The sequence below is a fragment of the Streptomyces sp. 3330 genome, from assembly GCF_031456635.1.
Lineage (GTDB): Bacteria > Actinomycetota > Actinomycetes > Streptomycetales > Streptomycetaceae > Streptomyces.
In genome coordinates, this window is sequence record NZ_JAVDVA010000029.1 from 14,940 (window position 1) to 35,952 (window position 21,013).

At 68.0% G+C, this 21,013-nt stretch carries 10 protein-coding genes and 1 pseudogene; 8 read left to right on the plus strand and 3 right to left on the minus strand.

Annotated elements, in window-relative coordinates:
• Window positions 1-8: 8 nt before the first annotated feature.
• From fxlM to J2X68_RS33915, 8 genes and pseudogenes are all read left to right on the plus strand, one after another.
• Window positions 9-2,087: a methyltransferase, FxLD system gene (gene fxlM, locus J2X68_RS33880; protein ID WP_310436438.1), complete on the plus strand. Its 2,079-nt coding sequence runs from the start codon at window positions 9-11 to the stop codon at window positions 2,085-2,087.
• 80 nt (window positions 2,088-2,167) lie between these two features.
• A complete protein-coding gene (locus J2X68_RS33885; RefSeq protein WP_310436439.1) occupies window positions 2,168-3,307 on the plus strand; it encodes a hypothetical protein in 1,140 nt (379 codons plus the stop codon).
• Between the two features lie 143 nt (window positions 3,308-3,450).
• Entirely contained in the window at window positions 3,451-3,885 is a 435-nt protein-coding gene (locus tag J2X68_RS33890; RefSeq protein ID WP_310436440.1) for an NUDIX domain-containing protein, read from the plus strand.
• A complete protein-coding gene (locus J2X68_RS33895; RefSeq protein WP_310436441.1) occupies window positions 3,882-5,873 on the plus strand; it encodes an ABC transporter ATP-binding protein in 1,992 nt (663 codons plus the stop codon). Before J2X68_RS33890 ends, J2X68_RS33895 begins: the two co-directional genes overlap by 4 nt.
• Window positions 5,874-5,915: 42 nt before the next feature.
• Window positions 5,916-6,287 (plus strand): hypothetical protein, encoded by a 372-nt coding sequence (locus tag J2X68_RS33900; protein WP_310436442.1) that lies wholly within the window; start codon window positions 5,916-5,918, stop codon window positions 6,285-6,287.
• A 59-nt stretch (window positions 6,288-6,346) separates the two neighbouring features.
• Window positions 6,347-6,520 (plus strand): hypothetical protein, encoded by a 174-nt coding sequence (locus J2X68_RS33905; protein ID WP_310436443.1) that lies wholly within the window; start codon window positions 6,347-6,349, stop codon window positions 6,518-6,520.
• A gap of 39 nt (window positions 6,521-6,559) precedes the next feature.
• A pseudogene (locus tag J2X68_RS33910) lies at window positions 6,560-7,439 on the plus strand (IS5 family transposase).
• 71 nt (window positions 7,440-7,510) lie between these two features.
• A complete protein-coding gene (locus J2X68_RS33915; protein WP_310436444.1) occupies window positions 7,511-8,299 on the plus strand; it encodes a hypothetical protein in 789 nt (262 codons plus the stop codon).
• Between the two features lie 180 nt (window positions 8,300-8,479).
• Here J2X68_RS33915 and J2X68_RS33920 read toward each other — a convergent pair whose 3' ends face one another.
• The 3 genes from J2X68_RS33920 to J2X68_RS33930 form a co-directional block, all read right to left on the minus strand.
• Window positions 8,480-9,322 carry a transposase family protein gene (locus tag J2X68_RS33920; protein WP_310436445.1) on the minus strand — a complete coding sequence of 281 codons (843 nt, stop codon included), beginning with the start codon at window positions 9,320-9,322 and terminating at the stop codon, window positions 8,480-8,482.
• Between the two features lie 378 nt (window positions 9,323-9,700).
• Window positions 9,701-10,216, minus strand: a complete 516-nt coding sequence (locus tag J2X68_RS33925) for a hypothetical protein (RefSeq protein ID WP_310436446.1) — start codon at window positions 10,214-10,216, stop codon at window positions 9,701-9,703.
• On the minus strand, window positions 10,207-20,739 hold the full coding sequence (locus J2X68_RS33930; RefSeq protein ID WP_399041505.1) for a LamG-like jellyroll fold domain-containing protein: 10,533 nt from the start codon (window positions 20,737-20,739) through the stop codon (window positions 10,207-10,209). Before J2X68_RS33930 ends, J2X68_RS33925 begins: the two co-directional genes overlap by 10 nt.
• Window positions 20,740-21,013: the final 274 nt, after the last annotated feature.

Consider the following 21,013-nt stretch of genomic DNA (forward strand, 5'->3'; position numbering starts at 1 on the left):
GGAACTGGATGCCCCCCGACCGCTGGCAGCAGCACAACATCACCTTCACCGACCGGCAGACCGCGCGGCGAGCCGCCGCCGACCGCATCGCACCGGTGCTCCTCGAGGCAGAAGGCCAGCAGCTCACCGGCTGGTGGTTCATGAACAAGCAGCCCTGGCCACTGCGGTACCTCGCCGACCGCCCCGCCCCGGCCGTGGAGGCGATGCTGGACAGCCTGGTCCGCGACAACATCGCGCAGTCCTGGACGACCGGCATCTACGAACCGGAGACAGAAGCGTTCGGCGGCGCCGCCGCGATGACGGCCGCGCACACCCTCTTCCACGAGGACAGCCGCCACCTGCTCGACTACCAGCCAGCGCCACGAAAGTTGGGCCGCCGTGAGACAGCCGTGCTGCTGATGAGCAGCCTGATGCGCGCCGCGAACCTCGACTGGTTCGAGCAAGGAGACGCCTGGGCCAAGGCTGCTGCTCTGCGCCCGGCCCCCGGCGCACCCCTCCCCGAACGGTCCGTCGCTCTGCTGGCGGCCATGCAGACGTTGATGTCCGCCGAAGCCCGCAGCCTGTGCCGGGAAGGCGGCCCGCTCGACGGCCACACCGAGTGGATCGCTGCCTTCGAGCGCGCCGGTACCACGCTGGCCTACCTGGCCGTCCAAGGGGAGCTGACCCGCGGTATGCGCGCCGTCATCGCCCACCACGTGATCTTCCACGCCAACCGTGCAGGTCTGCCCACCGCAGATCAGCACACCCTGTTCCACACGGCACGAGAGGCAGTCATGAGATCAAGTGACAACACCGCGTCCACGGCAGCGACCGGTTCCAAGGCCGCTAGCGTCGGGGCAGTGAACACCGCCACGCTCACCACGTCCGAGGCCGAGGCCACCCGGCTCCGCAACGCCCTGGTAGACAAGATCCAGGCCGACGGCCACGCCCACACCCCAGCGGTCGAAACCGCCCTGCGCACCGTGCCCCGGCACCTGTTCGTCCCGCAGACGCCGCTCAGCGACGCCTACGCCAACGCGCCGGTCAACATCAAGTACGACACCGACGGCACATCGATCTCCTGCGCATCGCAGCCTGACGTCGTCGCCCTCATGCTGGACCAGCTCCAAGCCCAGCCCGGTGAGCGCATCCTCGAACTCGGTGCCGGCACCGGATACAACGCCGCCCTGATCGGCCACATCGTCGGCCCCGACGGACACGTCACGACCATCGACGTCGATGACGACCTGGTCCAGGGCGCCCGCGAGCACCTCGCCGCCACCGGCTTCACCCACGTCGAGGCACTGACCCGCGACGGAGCCCTCGGCCACGCCGAGGGGGCACCGTACGACCGGATCATCGCCACCGTGGGCGCGCACGGCATCCCGCACGCCTGGCTCGAACAACTCGCCCCCGGCGGCCGGCTCGTCACCCCTCAGCGGCTCAAGGGCAGCGTCTCGCGCTCCATCGTCTACGGGGAGCGCGACGGACGGTGGGTGTCGTCCGGCTCGCAGATGAACACCTTCATGCCGCTCAGGCGTGGCATCGCCGACGACAGCAGGCGCGTCGTCCCGCTCGCCGCGGACGGCACCGTACGGCTCCAGGCGCCGGCCGGGCAGCAGATCGACGCCGACGCCCTCACTGGTGTCCTGGACCAGCCGCGCACCGAGGAGTGGACCGGGATGACGGTCCGCGCCATGGAGAGCCCGGAGTGGATGGAGCTGTTCGTCTCCTGCTCCCTGCCCTCCGGGCTGATCCGCATGCTGTTCCCGACGACTGCCAAGGGCACCACGCTGACCGAGGACCCGTACCCGTCCTCCACGGCGGCCGTGGACAAGGGCGCGGTCACCTACCTCGCCCGGCGCCTGTCCGAGGAGAAGACGCCTGAGGGCGGCAAGCTCTGGGAGTTCGGTGTCATCGGCCACGGACCCGGCAGCGAGGAACTGGTAGCGAAGGTCGCCGACGCCATCCGCGCCTGGGACCGCGCATACCGCGGCCGTGAAGCAACGTTCGAGATCCTTCCGCTCGACGGCCCTGCGATCGAGGAGCAGCCCGGTGTCTTCGTCCTGGACACCCCGCTGAACCGCGTCCTCGTCACCTGGCAGTAGCCGATCAGCGTGGGGGGCCCTCCGCCCGCCGGCGGGCACCCCACGCCGTGCTCCTCGCCGTTCACTCCTGGGGAGACCTCATGGACCCGCACGGCCCCGTAGCCCAGCGCTTCCCCCTCATTTCTCGCTTCCGCCCCGCCTGCCTGCCCCTCCCCCAACGCATTCACGCCCTGGTCGAACTCTCCGACAGTGCGGTCGCCAAAGCGGACCCAGGCCTGGCGTCCTCGGTCTACAACCAGGCCGCTCTCCTCGCCTCCGACATCGGGCTTCCCCATCTCGCACGCACGTGGTGCCACCAGCACGCAGCCGCCTACCTTCACGCCGCACCACTCCCGGCAATGACCGCGATCCGGGCGCTCGAACCAGTGGTCAACCTCGCCCGCCTCCAAATCCGTGCGGGCAATACCGAGGACGGCAGGCACCGCCTGCTCACGCTCTACAAGGCCATCAGTGACGGCACAGACGCCCAGTTCGAGGGCATCCACATGCCCGCCAAGCTGACCACCAGCGACACCGACCGCCACGAGGTACGCGCGTGGCTGTGGCGGGTGGTCCTGGCCGACGGCACCCGCACCCTGACCACCGCCGGCCGCTGGGACGATGCCTTGGCCCACATCGAAAAGCACAACGGCATCGGACAGCGCATGCTCGATGGCCGCCAGGTCGCCGTTGTCGGGGCCCTCGGCCACGACCCGGCTGACGCGGCCAACATCGTGGCGCAGACGGCCCCCGGTGAGCCCTGGGAAAACGCCGTCACGTCCTGCCTGGCGGTGATATGCCATCAGCTCGCTCATCACCCCGTCAGCTCCCTGCTCTCCGAACTGGTGGACACCTACATCCAACGCCAGCCCGATCCCGGCACGACCGTGTTCGACACCCGGCTCGGCCTGACCATCCTGGATCTCCACCATCAGCCCAACAGTCTTGCGGTACATCGCATCGCCGAGGAACTGCACCGCCGAGTCACCGTCGCGACCGACGGCTACGCCGCGCGCGAGTGCCTGGCGAACTCTCGTTTCACTGAACTGGTGTCCGCCAAGGAGACTCAGGCAGCCCGCGAACTTGTCCGCGCATGCGCGTTCGGCAGCGGCGACCTGCCCGCCCCGCATCGCGCCCAACTACTTCGAGCCCTACGGCTCAGTGACGAGGTGATCCGCGCGAGCATGGCACCTCCCTCACCCAGCCGAGGAATCGGCCCAAGGCCAAGGCATAACGCCTGACACGGTGGCTACGTCTACACGACAGGTCAGGCAATGCTCCGCCTGGGTGACCGGCCTGCGGGCGTGCGCGGCCGAGCCACTGTCAAGCAACTGATGCAGGAGGGACGGCGTTGAAGAGAGCCTCTCACCCGCTGATCGCGGACGTGGCGCAGATCCTGCTCCGGGCGAACGGCACTGCCCTGTGCGTGCGCCGCAGGCCCGACACGGACCTGGCACCGGGACAGCTCACCGTTATCGGAGGCCATTTGGAGGCAGACGAACCGCTGGACCGCGCGGCACGGCGCGAAGCGAAGGAAGAGACCGGCGTCTGCATCAGCGCCGACCAGCAAGAGTTCGGCGGCCTGGTCCACTACCACGAACCCTTGGGCACGGATCGGATCACCGCCGTGTTCGTGGCGCGGTCCTGGACCGGTGAGCCGTACAACGCCGAGCCGGACAAGCACGATGGTCTGTTCTGGGTGCCGATGGAGAGACCCCCGCCGCACTGCCACCCCTACACCGTCGCCATCTTCCGCATGCTCACCCACGGCCCGTCATACCGAGCACTGAACTGGCCCACCTCGGGAGGCGCACAGTGAAAAGGTTCTTCGGACCGGTCAAGATGGCCGAACCCCAGGTCTCCGACGCCGAACAGGAGCTGTTCGGCGGACCGCTGCGCTACGACCTGGGCTGGTCCCACCACGAACACGCCGGCCTGGACCTCACCATGATGTCCGCACTGCGCTCCATGCCCGCCCTTGTCGGCGCCGCCCTGCGCATGGCGTGGAGCGCCGACCGGCGGGCGCTGCTCGCCGTGGCGGTCAGCGAGATCGGCCAGGGCATCGCCGCCGCCGTCGGCCTGCTCGCCATCAACGCCGTCATGCACGCCCTGCTCGCCAGCAGCGGCGACGCCGCCCAACGACTGCACGCGCTGCTGCCCGGCCTGCTGGCCGCGGCCGCCATTGGCGTGGTCAACTCCGCCCTGGCCGCGTGGTCGACCTCTCGCGCCGGGCGCCTGGAGCCCATGGTCGAGCGGATCGCCACCACCCAGTACCTGGCCGCCGCCGCATGTGTCGAACTGGAAGCCATCGACGACCCCGACTTCCGGCGGCTCGTCGACGTCGCCCAGTACGGTCCGGGCTCCGCCCGCCGCATGATCGGTGTCTGTGTCGCCGCGCTGAACGGCCTCATCTCGCTGATCGCCACCGCTGGCGTCCTGGCCGTCCTCCATCCCGCCCTGCTGCCCATGCTGATCCTCATCGCCGCCCCGCGCGGCTGGGGTGCCATGCGCGTGGCCCAGGAACGGTACGTGTCGGTCATGAGCTGGCTCGAGCACGTGCGGGCCAGCCGGCTCATCGGCAACCTGCTCACCGAGCGCAGCGCCGCCCAGGAAGTCCGCCTGCACGCCGTCGGCGCCTTCCTCCTGAACCGCTACGAGCGCATGGCCGAGAGCGCCGAGGCCGAACAGGAACGCCTCGCCTCCAGCAAAGCCCTCACCGAGTGGGTCGCCTCCGCGCTGTCCGGTCTGGCCATGGCCGCGACATACGGGGCCATGTTCTGGCTGATCATGACCGGCCAGATGAGCCTCGCCATCGCCGGCACCGCTGTGATCGCGGTGCGGACCGGGTCGGCAAGCCTGGGCGCGCTGGTGATGAACATCAACCAGCTGCACGAGGAATCCCTCTACGTCCGCGACCACGGCCGGTTCCTGACCCAGGCAGCGCAGCGCACCATCCCCGAAGGCGGCGATCCAGTCCCCGAACAGGTCAGGGAGATCGTTCTTGATCGCGTCACCTATCGCTACCCCGACCGTGACACGGCTGCCCTGGACCAGGTGTCCCTCAGCCTGCCGATGGGCTCGGTCACGGCGGTGGTGGGTGAGAACGGCTCCGGCAAGAGCACGTTGATGAAGATCCTGTCAGGCATGCTGCTGCCCCAGGCCGGCACCCTGCGCTGGGGCGAGGCGGACATCGGCGACCTCGACCGTGCCCAGGTCTTCGAGCGCGTCTGCCTACTCACCCAGGACTTCCAGCGCTGGCCCGTGACAGCAGCGATGAACATCCGCCTCGGCCGCCCCTCTCATCCGGCCACGCTCCAGGACCTGCAGCCCTCGGTCGACTACGCCGCAGCCGGACCGGTCATCACCAAACTCCCCGACGGCCTTCGCAGCCTGCTGGCCCGCATGTTCCGCGGCGCCATCGAGCTCTCCGGCGGCGAATGGCAGAAAGTAGGGCTGGCCCGCACCCACTGGCGCAGTGCAACCTCGCAGGCGGACAGCGTTCTCATCGTGGACGAACCCACCTCGGCCCTCGACCCCGAAGCCGAAATCGAAGCATTCAACCGCATCCGCCGCCTCGCCGCCCCCAACCGGGCCGTCGTCCTGGTAACCCACCGCATGTCCGGCGTCCGCCACGCCGACCGCATCTACGTCCTCAACGCGGGACACCTCGTCGAACACGGCACCCACGACGAACTCATCACCGCACACGGGCGGTACGCCGCCATGTTCGACGCCCAGGCAGCCCAGTACGCCCCCAACACCAGCATCCCGAAACCCACCTCACCCACCATCACGGATCCCGCATGACCCGATCGACGGACACCCATCGCAACAAAACCTCCACGCCCGGTGGCCAAGCGGATGGACGACCGCTTCCCGGGCGGACACGGCAACAACGGCATAGCCCACGGAGTCGGCTCCATCTTGGCGTTGCTCGCCCTCGGCGCACGCCGCGCGGTCACCGTCGCCGGCCATCACGAGGCCATGCGCACCGTCCTGGCCTGGCTCGCGGATGGCGCCGCGGGGATAGCGCTGGCAGCCGCGGTGCGCAGCCGTCATCGCGGCGGCCCCGCCGAGCGCGTCGGTCTCCGCCAAGGAGCCGTCCATGCTGCCGCGCCGGACATGGACGAGGACCCGGACGGTGTCGTCCTGGTCGCCGATGTCGAGGAACTGACCTCGGGCACCCTGCCCGACTGCGGCGAGGACAACCCGTACAACTGATCCACGCCTCCTGGGTGGGGACTCGCGCGGGTCTCCGCCCCCTCCCGCGGTACCGCACGATGACCTTCTTCTCCTGGAGGTCACCCTTGGCAACGCACCGCCTGGCCGAACTGCCCACCGACGTGCTGAAGATGATCGAAAGCGTCACCGGGCCTGTGCATGACGTCGACATGCTGTCGGCCGGCTACAACAGTGAGATCGCCGCTCGCCTGCACCTAGAGCCTGTCCGATAGGTCAGTGACCGAAGCTTCCGCTCCATCGTTTTGTTCGGCGTGGGGAGGGGTGACCTGTCAGACCGCGAGTGGTCTCGTCTGGAAGGGCATCTACCGAAGGCCGTTGGCAGAGGCGGCCGGTGGAAGGATCACCGGATCGTCATCAACGGGATCCTTTTCAGGCTTCGGACCGGTGTGCCATGGCGTGATCTGCCCTCGCGCTTCGGGAGCTGGAAGACGATCTACGACAGACCTAGGCGCTGGTCGGCGGACGGCACGTGGGACACGGTCTTGCGTGCCGTTCAGGCTGACGCCGACGCCGAGGGGCGCCTCGATTGGTCCATGGTGAGCGTGGACTCCACCGTGTGCCGGGTTCACCAGCACGCGGCCGGTGCCCGCAACCGACCGCCCTGGATCAGCAGCAAGCGCTCTCAGCCTGCCCAGCATCGAGAGGATGAGGCCCTGGGCCACTCCCGCGGTGGCCTGACAACCAAGATCCACCTGGTTGGGAGGGGAGGTGCCGCCCGCTGGCACTGCTGATCACGCCGGGCCAGTGGGGTGGCGCGCCCCAGATGATCCCGGTCCTGGACCGTATTCGCGTACCCCGTCTCAGCGGCGGCCGCCCGCGCACCCGGCCCGACCATCTTGGCGGAGACAGGGCGTACTCGTTCCGCACGATCCGACATACCTGCGCAGGCGCCACATCAAGCACACCATCCCCGCACCGAGGAGCCAGCAAGCCAACCGCCGACGTCGCGGAAGTGCTGGCGGCCAGCCTCCCGCCTTCGACCGCGGACGATATGCCCGCCGGAATGAAGTGGAACGAACCATCCTGGCGCTCAAGGGCTTCCGCGCTGTAGCAACGAGATAGGAGAAGCGGGCGTACGTCTTTCACGGCACTGTCACGGCTGCCGCCATCCGGCTGTGGCTCCGCTCGTGATTCGCGGTCGGAGCAACTGTCACAGTTGACCTATACGCTGCGAGCGATCTACGAGCAGCTGTCCGGAAGGCATGATGACCCACACTCCCAGGCCGACGGTTGAAGCGATACTCGCCGTGCTGCCCGAACTCGCTCCCTACGCGCGCGACGCGGTCATCTTCCATCCCGAGCAGGCAGAGCCGGACTGCAGGACCAGCTCTATCGGCGGACCACTGCTGTGGCCGAGTGACGAACCATGGCCCGAGTGCTCCTTGCCCGACATGAACAGCGCTAATGGCGTGCCTGCCACGGCTATGGTGCCGGTCGCGCAGATCTTCCGTCGCGACGCGCCAGGTCCCTGGTGGCCCGCCGGGACCGACCTCTTGCAAATCCTTTGGTGTCCCAACGAGCACTGGGATCCTCCGGCCCAGCAAGCCGACATCAGCCCTGTGCTTGAGGTGCGATGGCGACGGGCCGCTGACGTGATCAACCAATTGACGACCCCGCCGCCGCCCTCACGGTATGAGGAGGACGGCTACCTGCCGCAGGCTTGCGTCATCACCGCCGAGCACGTTACCGACTTCCCATTCCGTGAGGAGTTGCCAGCAGAACTCCACCCGCGGATTGAGGACCTGGTCCGCCAGACCGGCGGCGGTGATGCCATCACCCGCCTCGCCGGCTGGAAACTCGGCGGCTGGCCAACATGGCACCTGACGCACCCCACAGTCTTTGCCTGCGGTGCCTGTGGCACGGCAATGACACTCCTGTTCACCGTAGCCAGCGACGACGAGACAGGGGTGGTCGTCGGCCGGTGGGGAGACTTGCGCATCTTCACCTGCCCCGCCGATCACCGTCACGCCTTCCAGGCAGACCTGCACTGAGCTCAGGCTCATCACGCGTACCACGACCCATCAGACAGGCCCTAACGACCTCGTGCGCGGTTGGCCGTGTCACGTCGCAGGACGCGGATCCGCCACCCGGTTCTCACACTCGAGAGCCGCTGGGCCGGGTGGCGGTCTGCTGGTGTGAAAGCAATCCGGCGACTGCCTGGACGATGTCGCTCATGTGCTCGCGGCGGCCGTGGTGGCGGGCGAGAGCCCGCCAGTTCTTGAGGTGGGCGATGCCGTGCCGACGTGGATGCGCCGTGAGGAGTGCGCCTTGCGCTGGAGCTCGTGCCGTTCCTCGTACCAGGCGGGAGCGTTCCTCTTGAACTTGCGATGCGGTGGCGTCATCACGCGGCCGCCGGTCTGTGCGCCCATGCCCTGGTAGCCGGCGTCCGCGAGGATCTCCATGAACGGGCCGTCGGCCAGGAGCTGGGCCAGTCCGAGCTGTCGGGCCTGGGTGATGTCGGCGCAGCTGCCCGGCCGGACCGGGCTGCAGAACAGCACGCGCCCCTCGGCGTCGGTGAGGACCATGGTCTTCACAGCGTTCTGCTTGGTCTTGCCAGAGACGAACTTGTCCCGGTCCTTGCGACCTGCGACCGGGCGTCGAACGCGGATCTCCGTGCCGTCGATGATCCCGGTCTGGCCACCGGCCCCCAGGTACTCGATGACCTCGGCGAGAGTGCGCAGCCGGACGTCCGGGGCGACGGTGCAGCCCCGTTGCGCGAGCAGCGGCCGTACCTCGCCGATGGCCCGGGTGATTGTGGAGCGGTCCACACCGAACCAGCAGGCCAGCACGTCATGAGTGGTCCCGTGGCGCAGACTCACCAGCGTGGCCAGCAGCCGGTCGACGAAGACGAACTTGTGCTTCGCCCCGGCCCCTACAGCCCGTCGTCGCGGCCGAGCCGTCAGGCGTGCTTGATGCCGTTCGTGCCACAAAGGCCCCACTTCTGCGATGAGTTCACCGATCACCTGCGGCGACAGCCCGGTGACCCGGTACTCCGCAATGATCAACTCACGCACCCCAACCCCCATCATGCCCAGTTCAACGAACTACCGGGCGCCGGGCCACGGCCAACCGTGCACGAGGTCGTTAGCCAGGGACACGGTCTTCGTCAAAGGCCTGAGCCAGGACCATCCGCGTGTATGGACGCAGCAACGCGAGGCGGCCATCAACCCCCACACGCGCGGTCTCGCACCTGCGCTGCTGTGGCAGATCAAAGAGGGAGGGTGGGACCTGCCGGGCTTCGAAGACCTCGGCGGCCGCTACACCGACTACGCACCTCAGCGTGCCCCGACCTGCTCCCCCTGCATGATCGCCCCGGCGACAAGCCGCTGTGGTTGCCTGACGTGGTACGAAGTGAAGCGGACACCGTCCCGGCATCACCTTCAGAGCCGTTGTCAGCGACTCCCCTCAAACCAGTGAACTGCTGGCCATTCAGGCATCCAATCCACGGCACACTTCCCTTCAAAGACCTTCACCATCCAGTCAATGAGGCCGTCATCGCTCTCGTACCAGTCACCCCAGTTCCTCCGAAATGCAGACACAGTCCACTTCCCCCCTTCTCGACGCTCAAGGAAGAATTTGTCTCCTTCAATCGAGTGCCCCCAATGAAGCATCCCGCCAACTTCAGGGAGCACACCCCTCGGAATAACATCTTCACCATCGCGCACATATTCACTCATCCACACCCCCTTCTCCACCATGAATTTAGGGCCGAATATGAAGATAAAGTCAGAGATCAGCAAATCTCCGTAGACCGAGCCAACTTCTTTCACCTCAACCGGAAGTTCCACCCCCAATTCCCTCTCCACGCCGAGAAAGTCTCCCTCAAGACCTACTGGAGGCGCGCCGAGAATCTCCTTCAAGCGCTCCAGTGACGCCATGAACCCACCATCCTCAAATTTCACCAGCATTTATATGTAGCCTTCTCATTGTTATCGAATTCGCAACGAACCTCCTCCGACCCGAACGAAAGGAACCTCACCTTCGTCGGAATTACGGAATCCGGATCTCCGTACACCGGACTTACTTGAACAACTTGATGCCCACCAGCCTTTATCGAGTCTACTACAACCTTCTCTGCCTTCTTGAACATACGATCATTCGCCGTTTGATACATAGGTATAAAATTCCTGGTGTCATTATTAGACCCACCCATTGCAAATCCAATGAGATGCCCTCGGGCTCGATTGTCCGACGGTAGGCCCCTCAGGCCCGGCAAAGGGAAACTCAGGCTAGGGCGGGGAGGCGGCACATAGTCGGCTTGAGTCAGATTAGCGAAGGCTCCCGTCGCAACGCACTGACCAGCATGCTGCCTGCGTGGCAGGTACACGATGTTGCCGCCAGGGCTGAAGCCTGCCCCTGTGTCGCATCGGCTACTGCGGTCTCGATCAGGCCCCTCTACAGAAGCGCCGTCCCCGCTTTCGGCAAGAAGATCTTGCGCACTCTGCGGTTCCTGCACAGATACGGTGCCTGGGTCAAACGTTTGCGCATCTCCCAGGGTTGCCTCTAGGACCGATTCCAGTACCGCCTGCAGATTCACCTCCATCGCGTGATTCAGAGACTGCCTCTGGATGTGTGACGTGTCCACCTTCGACTTCGGCACAGACCGTTTGGGCGCTGTCTTGGGGCGCGGACCCTTGTTGGGGTTTTGCGGTGGGCGTGGCGTCCTGGGGGTCGTGGTGCCCTTGCCTTGCTTCGTCGTGGGGGTTGAACGCTTGGGAGCGGTGGGCTTTCCGTTCACCGGCCGCCCGCTGGCTTTCCCCTTGACGGGGCCCTTCGGCGGCCGACCGTTGGTCGAACGGGTGGGGCCGCGGTTGGAGCCGAGGTTCATCTCCCTTTGCATTTTGCGGGCTTGTGCGCGGCTCGCGGTTCCTCTTCCCGTGCTACTGCTGCTGGCACGGCTACGTGAGGATGAGGAGCGGCGGGTGGTGAATCGGCTGCTGCCGCGGAAGCCCATGGTTCCCGTGGAGCCCACTCCGCTTCCGATATCGCGTTGCCGTATGTGTCCCGTGGGGTCGGTCCCGTTCAGCGGTCCGCCGTTGACGTAGCCGTACCGGTTGGCTTCTCCGGAGGGTTCCGGGTCCAGTTGCCATGTGTCCCGCGATCCGAAGGACCCCGTCCCCGGCTGATACCAGCGGGCGGCCATGTTGACGTCCCCGCTCGCCGGGTCCGTCCAGCCGGACTGGTAGCCGACTGCCGGGGTGGTGCCGCTGGTTGCCGTCTCCTTGCCGAAGGGGTCGTAGGAGGTCGAGCCGCTGACCGATTTACCGTCCGTGGTCAGGCCGGCGACCAGGTCGGTGTGCTGGTCGGTCAGGGCCCACTGGTCGGTGGTACCGGTGGAGAGGGAGAGGAGGGTGCCGTCCGGTGTGAGGTTGTAGTCGGTCGTGCCGTCGCTGGCGAGGTTGTTGGAGCCTCCGTCGTAGGTGAAGGTCGTTGAGCCTCGGGTCTGGAGGCGGTCCAGGGAGTCGTACGCGTAGGTTGCGCCGTCGTCGGTGATCTTGCGTTCGAAGGCGTCGAAGGTCAGTGCGCGGGCGGATCCGCTGCCGGTGCTGGTCGAGGACAGGGTGCCGCGTGCGGTGTACGTGTAGGTCGTCGTGCCGTCCGTCAGCTGGCGGTTGCGGGCGTCGAAGGTCGCCGTCGTCGTGCCTGCTTTGGTGCGGTTGCCCGCCGCGTCCCACTCGTACGACGTGGTTGCCGTGGCGTCCTTCGTCCAGGACGTCATGCGGTTCGCGTAGTCGTAGGTGTAGGTGTTGGTGCCCGCGCCCGCCGTGCCCGTGGTCTTCTTCGACGTCAGGTTGTCGTCCAGGTCATAGCCGTACGTCGTCGAGGCCACGCTGGTCGTGCCGTCCGCCGACGTGACGGCGTCGGTGTTCAGGCGGCCCAGTTCGTCGTAGCCGTAGGTGCGCTTGGCGGTGACTGTGTACGGCGCGGTGCCTGTCGGGCTGGTGGCGTACTGCTCCAGGCTGGGGCGGCCTGCCGCGTCGAAGTCGTACAGGACGTTGTTGCCGGTGATCGAGTCCCGGACGGTGTCGATGCGGCCGGCGGCGTCGTAGGTGTAATCGGTGGTGCCTGCCGTGGTGGTGCGCTGCGTCATGCTGCCGTCGGCGTTGTAGGCGTACGCGGAGATGCCGCCCGGGCCTGCGGCGGTGAGCAGCGCGCCTTGGTCGTTGTAGGTGTAGGTGTTGCGGGTCAGGCCGTCCGCCGTGCCGATCGAGGTCAGGCGGCCGGTCAGGTCGTAACCGAGGGTGCGGGTCGCTGTCGTTGCCTCCGCGCCCGTGCCTGTCTCTCTCGTCAGGCGGCCGAGGCCGTCATAGGTGCGCTCACGCTTCACTCCGCCCGGCAGGAGCTCGGTCACCGGCTGGCCGGCCTTGTCGTAGACGGTCGTCCAGGTGCGGTCGGCCGTGTTCGGGTGTGCGGTCGTGGACGGCTCGATCGTCGACTCGGGCAGGCCCAGGCTGTTGAAGGTGTAGACGGTCTTGTTGCCGCGGCCGTCCGTCAGCCGGGTGAGGTTGCCTGAGGCGTCGTAGCCGAGTGTCGTCGTGATCGATGTCGTGGCGGTGACCGGTTCGGTCTGGGTCGTCGTGCGGCCCAGTGCGTCGTACGCGTACGTCGAACGGGCTTTGCTCCCTGCGGGGATCGCCGCCGTGCGGTTGCCTTCGACGTCGTATTCGGCGGTCGCTGTGCGCAGGGCGGTCGTGCCGGTGCCGTAGTCGGTGCTGGCCGTGATGTCGCCGAGGGCGTCGTAGGCCGTGGTCATGCGGCGGTTGGTCGCGTCCGTGGTCTCCGTCTGGCGGCCCAGGCCGTCGTAGTCGAACTTGGTGGTGCCGGCCGGGTCGGTCAGCGTTTTCGGCTCGCCGGCCGCGTTGTAGGTGCTCGTCGTGGTGATGCCCGCCGGCGTGGTCGACGCGGTCTGGTTGCCGGCGTCGTTCCAGGTGTAGCGGCTGACCAGGTTGGCGTTGGTCGGGTAGCGCTCGACGGTGGTTGCCGTCAGTTGGCGGCCCAGTTCGTCGTAGGTGGCTTCGGTGCGTGCGCCCATCGGGTCGGTGACCGAGAGCTCGAGGCCGGTGGGGGTCCAGGTGGTGCGGGTGACTCCGCCGCCGTCTGCGCTCTCGGGGTTGAGCAGGTCCGAGTCGGTTTCCGCCGCGACCGCTGTGGCGGCGTCGGCGGCCGGGTCCGTCTGGGCGGTCAGCTGCCCGAGCTGGTCGTAGGCGTAGCGCGTGACGCGGCCCAGGGGGTCCGTCGCCGTCTGCGGCTGGCCGAGCGCCGTGTAGGTGGTGCGTGCAGTCGCTGTCAGGGCGGTCGTGGCGCCCGGCGGGGTGTAGTCGGGCAGGGTGACGGCGGTGGTGCGGCCGAGGCGGTCGACTTCGGTGCGGGTCACCTTGCCGCGGGCGTCTCGTACAGCGGTGGCTTCGCCGAAGGTGTTGTATCCGGTGAGCGTGGTCGGCTTTGCCGTGGTGGCTGCCGCGCCGTTCTCTTCGGTTTGGACGGTGGGGGCGGTCTGCTGCACCGGGCGGCCCAGCGCGTCGTAGCGGTAGGTGGTGGTGTAGGCGGCCGGGTCGGCGCCAGCGGCGTTGCCACGCGGGCTGACCGACGTCAGAGGCAGGCCGCGGTTGTCGTAGGTGCCGGTGGTGATGTGGGTGGTGGTGCCGTCGGTGACGGTCTGCCTGGTGACGTTGCCCGCCGGGTCGTACTCGGAGGTCGTGGTGAGCTTCTTGGTCCCGGCAATCGTCTGGGTCTGTTCCTTGACGCGGTCGTCGCTGTCGTAGGTGTAGGTCGCGGTGCGGTTCAGGCCGGACGGGTCGAGCACACTCGTCTGAGTGCGGCCCAGCGCGTCGACCGTGAAAGTCTGGGTGGTCGTGCCAGCGCCGGTGACCTGCTTGGTGAGATTGCCCGCCGGGTCGTAGGTGTCGGACTCCAGCACGATGTCGTGGCGGGTGCCGTCAGCCTGGGTGACCTGCTTGGCGGTGGTCGTGGCCGCGAGGCCGTCGTCGTAGTAGGTGTAGGCGGTCGTGGCGCCCATCGCGTCCGTGGTGGACGCCAGGCGGCCGGCCGGATCGTAGGCGTTGGAGACCAGCGTCAAGTCTCTGGTGGTACCGGACGGGTCGCCTGTCCAGTCGTCCAGGACCGTGGTGGCGTGCTGGTCCCCGGCCGTGTAGGTGTACGTGACGTGGGTGCCCGCCGGGTCGGTCACGCCGACGGTCCGGCCCAGTTCGTCGTGCTCGTACTGGGTGGCGTTCTGCTCGGCGTCCGTGGCGCTGTCATTGAGACCGTGGGCGTCGTAGTGGTAGGTGACGGCGCGCTCCGGGTCGCCGCCGGTGGTGTCCTTCGTCGACTCCGACAGCAAGTTGCCGTCCTCGTCAAAGGATCGGCTGGTCACGGCCGTGTGGGTGACCTGGGTGATCTCATTCTGTACGCCGGCGCCGGTCTCGGTGACGACGTGCGAGGCCGCGTCGTAGGCGTAGCTGGTGCTCACGCCGGCCGGGAAGGCGTCGGAGACCTGCTTCTCGGCGGTCTTCCTGCCCAGGCCGTCGTAGGTGAAGGACGTCACCAGCCCTGACGGCGAGGTGACTTCGGCCAGGTCGCCGCTCACGTAGTAGCGGTAGGAGGTCTTGGCGCCGCCCGGCGTCGTCTGGGTCAGCACCAGGCCGGCCGGGACCGTGCCGCCACCGACGGCAGCCTCGGTGCCTGCCGTGTAGGTCGTCGTCGCGGCCGAGGAGTCGGGGCGGGTCACCGTCGTAGGCAGGCCCAGCGTGCTGTAGGTGTACTGGGTGCGGTAGCGGGTGTCCTTGTAGTCGCTCGAGCGCTGGTCGCTGAGGGTGAGCGGTTTGTCGTTGCGCGGGTCGAGCGGGTCGCTGGCGTTGAGGTAGTAGGAGGAGAAGCTCGTCCAGCACGAGTCGGCGTCCCGGCAGGTCGTGCTGGAGACGGCGTTGCCGCGTGCGTCGTGGCCGGTGACCGTGGCGTGGCCGTTGGGGTCGGTGACGGTGTGGAGGTTGCCGGCCGTGTCGTAGGCGTAGGAGGTGAGTGCGCCGGTGGCGTCCTTCGCCGCGAGGACGCGCTGGCCGCGCAGGGCGTCGTAGCTGGTGGTGCTGGTGTGCTGCTGCGGGTCGGTGACCTTGACGGTGGAGGTCAGGCCGGAGTCGGCGGCCTCGGCTTGGGCGCGGTAGTGGGCGGAGACCTGCTCGGCGGTCAGTGTGCCGCGGTAGAGGGCGGCTTCGTCGAGTTGGCCGTTGAAGTAGTAGGTGGCGGCGGGCAGGTCCATCCAGCCGCCGTTGGCGTAGCCGGCGCCGAGGTAGGCGTAGGTGCGGCTCTGGTCGGCGACCGCGCCAGTGATCGAGCCGAGCTGCACGCCGTCCAGGTAGAGGCTCTGGGTGGTGCTGGCCGCTGTCAGGACGACGTGGTGCCATGCGCCGTCGGTGACCGCGGCGGGTGAGGTGATGGGTACGGCGGACACCCCACCGGTCAGGTAGAACCGTCCGCGCAGCTTGCCTGCGGCGTCGACGTTGAGGACGGGAAGGGCGGAGGTGGGTGTCTGGCCGGCTGCCGCGTTCTGGAAGGCGAGCAGGACCCCGGAGGCGGTGGTGGTGCGGAACCACAGCTCTGCGGACATGTCCGCGGTGCCCGCCAGGGTCGACGCGGGCAGTTGCACGGCACCTCCGCCGCTGAGCTTTACGGCTCGGTCGTCGCCCGCGCCGAACACGCCGCTCTGGTCGAGCTGTGAGGCGGTGCCGGCGTCCGGGCGGAAGGTGGCGTACATTCCGGGGCCGCCGACCTCGCTGCCCAGGGCGGTGCCTTCGTCTTCGCCCAGGCGCCAGTAGGCGGCTGGGGCATCGGCGAGCGCGACGCCGTCGTACTGATCGCCGCGCCCGGCGACCAGGCTGCGGCGGGCCTGGATGTGCTGGTTGGGGGCGTCCGTCTGGCCCGCTGCCACGGGGACGTACTTCCACACGCCCGAGGTCTGGGTGAAGGTCACCAGCGGCTTGTCGTAGAAGGCGACTTCGTCGATCTGGCCGGTGAAGTTGCGGTAGCCCGAGGCCTGGCCGTCCCAGCCGCTCGAGGAGTAGCCGCCGCCGACGAAGACGTGGGCGTAGCGGTCGGCTGGTACGCCGGTGGCTGTGGTGCTCTGGAGGGCGCCGTCCACGAACAGGGCCTGCATGCCGGCGTTGCCGGTGAGCAGGACGTGGTGCCAGGTGTCGTCGGTGAGGGTCTCCTTCGACAGCAGGCTGGTTCCGGTGCCCGAGAGACGGCCGCGGAGCTTGCCTGCGGAGTCGATCAGCAGCATGGGCCGCCAGCCGGCGGGGGTGTCGCCGAGGTCGGCGTCCTGGTTGCTGACCAGCACTCCGGGGCCGGCTGTCTTGAACCACAGCTCGAGCGACATGGCGGTGTTGGTGCCCAGCGACTCCGCCGGCATCTCGACCGCGCCGTCGCCGGTGAAGCTCGCTGCGGTGTCGTCGCCGTCGGCAAAGATGCCCGCGCTGCCGAGGTGTGTCCCGTCCAGGTAGCTGCCGGCGAGGTCCTCGCCCAGGGGGCTGGCGGCTTCGGCACCGCCGCGCTCGCCCAGGCGCCAGTAGCCGGTCGGGGTGCTGCGCTGGATGGTGTCCGCGTAGGTGGAGGAGGAGGTCGAGTAGGTGGGCGCGGACACCTTCCAGGTGCCGCCGTTGTCGTCGGTGTGCTCGGTGAGCCGGCCGCTGACGGTGTCGTAGGTCGCGGTGGCGTGCTGTCGGCCGGACGGGAGCGTGACCTTCGTCAGCTGCCCCACGAAGGCGCGTGCGGCATAGTGCTCGGCGACGGTCGCGGGGTCCAGGGTGTGGTCGTAGAAGGCGACTTCGTCCATCTGGCCCGTGAACGGGTACCAGGCGGCGGCCATGTCCATCCAACCGCCGTTGGCGTAGCCGGCGCCGAGGAAGGCGTACTCGCGGGACTGTTCGGCGATGACGCCGCTGATCGAGCCGAGTTTCACGCCGTCCAGGTAGAGGCTCTGGGTGTTGGCGGCGGCCGTCAGCACCGCGTGGTGCCAGGCGCCGTCGGTGACCGCCTGCGGGGAGGTGATGGGGACCGCGGAGACGCCACCGGAGAGGTAGAAGCGTCCGCGCAGCTTGCCCGCGCCGTCGACGTTCAGAACGGGCAGCGCGGTGGTGGGCTTCTCCCCCACGTCGGCGTTCTGGAAGCTGACGAGCACGCCGGCCGCCGTGGTGGTCTTGAACCACACCTCGATGGTCGGGAAGGCGGACGTCTTCAGCGTGTCCGCGGGCAGTTCGACGACCGAGTCGGCGCCGTCGAAGCCTGCGGAGGTGTCCGCTGTGCCTTCGATCGCCGAGCTTGCGCCGAGCTGGGTGTCGCGGTGCACGGCGTCGTTGAGGCCGGTGCGTGAGACGGCCTCGCTGGCGGCCACGGAGCCCTCGGCCTCGCCGAGCCGCCAGTAGGACGTGGGAGCGGAGTCCAGCACGCCACTGCGGTAGACCGAGCCGGTGGCGTACTCGTACATCGTGCACTTGGTCGTCGACGTCGGCGGGCACACCTTGGTGAGCTGATCGCTGGTGTAGGTGTACGACCAGGTCAAGCCCGGTGTGTTGGCGTCGATGGCGCTGGTGGTGACGGTGGTGACGTGCTGGCCGGTCCAGCCGAACGACAGGGAGCGGCCCGACAGGTCGTCCGTCACCTTCTTCACCGGGCCGCCGGTGGCGTTCTCGTGCGTGATGCTCTGGCTGCGGCCCGCGACGTCGCTGATCTTGGTGAGGACGCCGCTCGCCAGGAAGCGGTAGGTGGCGCCGGAGCGTTCCCGCAGGATCCAGTCCGTGGACTGGCGGGCCAGGGTGAGTGAGCCGCCGGACGGTCCTGTGTAGGTGCCGTCGGCGTTCTTGCCGAACCTGGCCTGCGAGCCGTCGGACAGGGTGATGAGGACCGACGCGGTGGCCGTTTCCTCGCGCAGCTGCATGTCCCAGCGGGTGGACCAGCCGGTGCCGAACGCTCCGCCGGTGCGCGGGTCCAGGGAGTTGTAGGTGCGGGTCAGCGACAGTTCGGGGCCCACGGTGGTCAGTGCGGCGTCGGTGGCGGCCGTGACGTAGTTGCCGTCACGGGTGCCGATCTCCTTGCCTTCGTCGGCGCCGCCGAGATGGCTGGTCACGGCGGGCTGCGGGACCTGTGTGGTCAGCAGTGCTGCGCCGGGGCGGGTGGAGGTGGCGGAGCCGTCGTAGGCGTACCCGTACCAGGCGTACGTCTTGTCCCAGGACAGCCAGCCGGAGGGCACCGCCCACTGCTGTCCGTCGCCGCGCGTGCCGGTCTTGCAGTTCTTGCGCAGGTTGCTGCCCTCGACCTCGCAGACCTCGAAGGAGTACTGCAGGGCCGCCTTCGGGTAGCGGTCCGCGTCGGTGGCCTTGGCCCACAGGGTCGGGGTGAGGGTGTTGACGGTGATGCCGCTGCCGGGCGATTCCGCCGTGAGCTGCGGTGGGATGTTCACTGCGGAGAGCCTGACCGCCGCTCCCGGTACGCCGGCGGCGGTGAAGCGGCTGACGCCGACTTCCTCCATCGTCCACTGCACGGTGTAGGTGGCGGGGGTCAGCGGGGCGACCTTCGCGTCCAGCGTGATGGACTCACCGGGCGAGATGGCCTGCGGCATCGCCGTCCAGCGGATCTTGGCGCTGTCGGTGATCTCCTTACCCGCGGCGTCGAACAGGTTATAGCGCAGCTTGTAGTTGCCGTTCGCGGGCCAGGTCGCCTGTCCCTGGTTGGTGACGGTGACCTTCTCGACGCCTTCGGTGGTGGCGGTGACCGGGGCGGTGAAGTCGCCGAGCGAGTAGGCGGCGCCGTACTTGGTCCAGGTGACGTCCAGGCTCGGCTTGCCGCCCGGGTAGTCGTCGGAGCCGAACTGCTTCCAGCTCTTGGAGTCGGTGGCCGACGCCTTCACGGCCAGCCCGTAATTGTTCTTACGGGCGTGCGTCCAGTCGTCGACCAGCTTGCGGCCGGCGGCACCGAGCTTGATGGTCTCCCACGCGGCACCGCAGGACCAGGTCTCCGCGCCCGAGGGCCGCCAGCCGTGCGCAAAGCTCTTCGACGCAAGCGAGGCACCTGTCGAGGGCCCGGGCCACTTCGACGTGGTGGACTCAGCCCAGTTCGAGGTGATCGGGTGCACAGTCACCGGCCGTGCGGTGCACGACTGCGACCATGTGTTGTACAGCGCGAGGTTGGCGCTGACCACCCAGGCGTTCTTCAGGGTGGTCTCGAGCCCCGCGAAGCGCAGGAATGCCGACGCCTTGTGGCTGCCTGCGTCGTACGTGCCCACCTTTAGGACCGTGTCCGAGGCGAAGTTGGTGGTGTACGGGTACTCCACGTACGTGCCCGAGGTGGCGGCCACACTCTGCACCGACGGGTCGACACGTACGGGGAAGACCCGCTCAGGCGCGGACAGCCAGTTCTTGTCGAGCGTGACGACCAGAACCTGCCGACCATTCTCCACGGCCAGGCTGTAGGTGACGCCGGAGGAGATCACGCCCTCGTTGGAGTCGGGGGTAAGGTTCGAGTCCTGCATCCAGCCGGCGGGAGTCCAGGCGCGAACAGCGCCCTCAGCGTCGAAAAACACCACATTGCCGTGGGCGTCGAGCTGCGCGGTAAGGCCTTCCAGCTCCAGCGGGAAGCGCCACTCGGTGGGCGCGCCGGCGTCCTTGAGGACCAGGGTCTCCTTGACCGAGTCGCTGCCGGCGATGAACTCCACGTCCGAGGCGGTGCGCGCGTTCTCGTAGGTGAGAGTGCTGGCCTCGGCCTGCCCGGCCACAGGGTGCGCGTCGTCCAGTCCGTAGCCGACGGAGACCCCCTCGTCGACCTGCATCCGCACCACCGGGTCGGCGTCGGCCGTTCCACCAAACTCGATCTGCGCCTCGGTCGAACCGGTCTCCCAGCCCTCCTCCCCCGCGCTCATCGTGCTGGGCCCCGACGATTCCTGGGGTACGAGAGTCGTGTCGATGGGCTTCCAGCTGCCGTCCTTGGCAAGGAAGTTGACCGGCTCCGTGTAGAAGCGGGTGGTGTAAGTGCCGTCCGGGTTGAAATAGGTGCGCTCTCGCTCTGAACGCTCCCCCACCACCTCCTTGCTGCGCTTGGCGTCGAAGCCCTGCGAAGTGACAGTTCCGAGCGCCTCGACCTCAACGGCTTGTCCGGGCTTGGGTGTCCGGGCGGTGCTGGGCAGACGCGTAACGCCGTCGGCCTGCTCAACCGGCAGCTCACCCCGCCCGGTAAGCGCCCCGTCGCGCCCGCCCTTCGCGGAGGCGTCCGTCGCCTGCGCGGAGGCGGTGTGACCGCGCCCCGCAGCGGAACCCCACCGCTGGTCGGGGGCTTCCTCGGAACCGACACCCGCGGACTGACCTACAGCGAAAGCTACTTGCTCCGTCCCGGCCAACACCGCCAGGACGAAGACAACAGCAAGAACCAGCGGACGTGCCGGACGCACGGAATCCCCCCACCCAAAAGATCACGAGTGGGCAATTCCTAAAGGATCTCCAAACAAATCACAAGACATCCACAAGATTTCACAAGGCTAAGTGAACATGATCACGCCACATTGCACGCAAAACACGCTGGTCAGAGACCTGTTGGTGCCGCCATCCAGTTCGACACCTCCCGCGGGGCGCGGTACTGACCTGAGCCGTTTCACCAAGATCCCCGTTCAGCCGCAGCCGCAGATCGTTCGGCTTTGGATGTCGGCCCTCGCTGACCACCACAAA

Bases quoted from the DNA above. Each gene is read 5' to 3' on its own strand.
- fxlM (WP_310436438.1), top strand. From the start codon at position 9: ATGCCCCCCGACCGCTGGCAGCAGCACAACATCACCTTCACCGACCGG.
- J2X68_RS33925 (WP_310436446.1), bottom strand. From the start codon at position 10,216: ATGCTGGTGAAATTTGAGGATGGTGGGTTCATGGCGTCACTGGAGCGC.
- J2X68_RS33915 (WP_310436444.1), top strand. From the start codon at position 7,511: ATGATGACCCACACTCCCAGGCCGACGGTTGAAGCGATACTCGCCGTG.
- J2X68_RS33905 (WP_310436443.1), top strand. From the start codon at position 6,347: ATGACCTTCTTCTCCTGGAGGTCACCCTTGGCAACGCACCGCCTGGCC.
- J2X68_RS33885 (WP_310436439.1), top strand. From the start codon at position 2,168: ATGGACCCGCACGGCCCCGTAGCCCAGCGCTTCCCCCTCATTTCTCGC.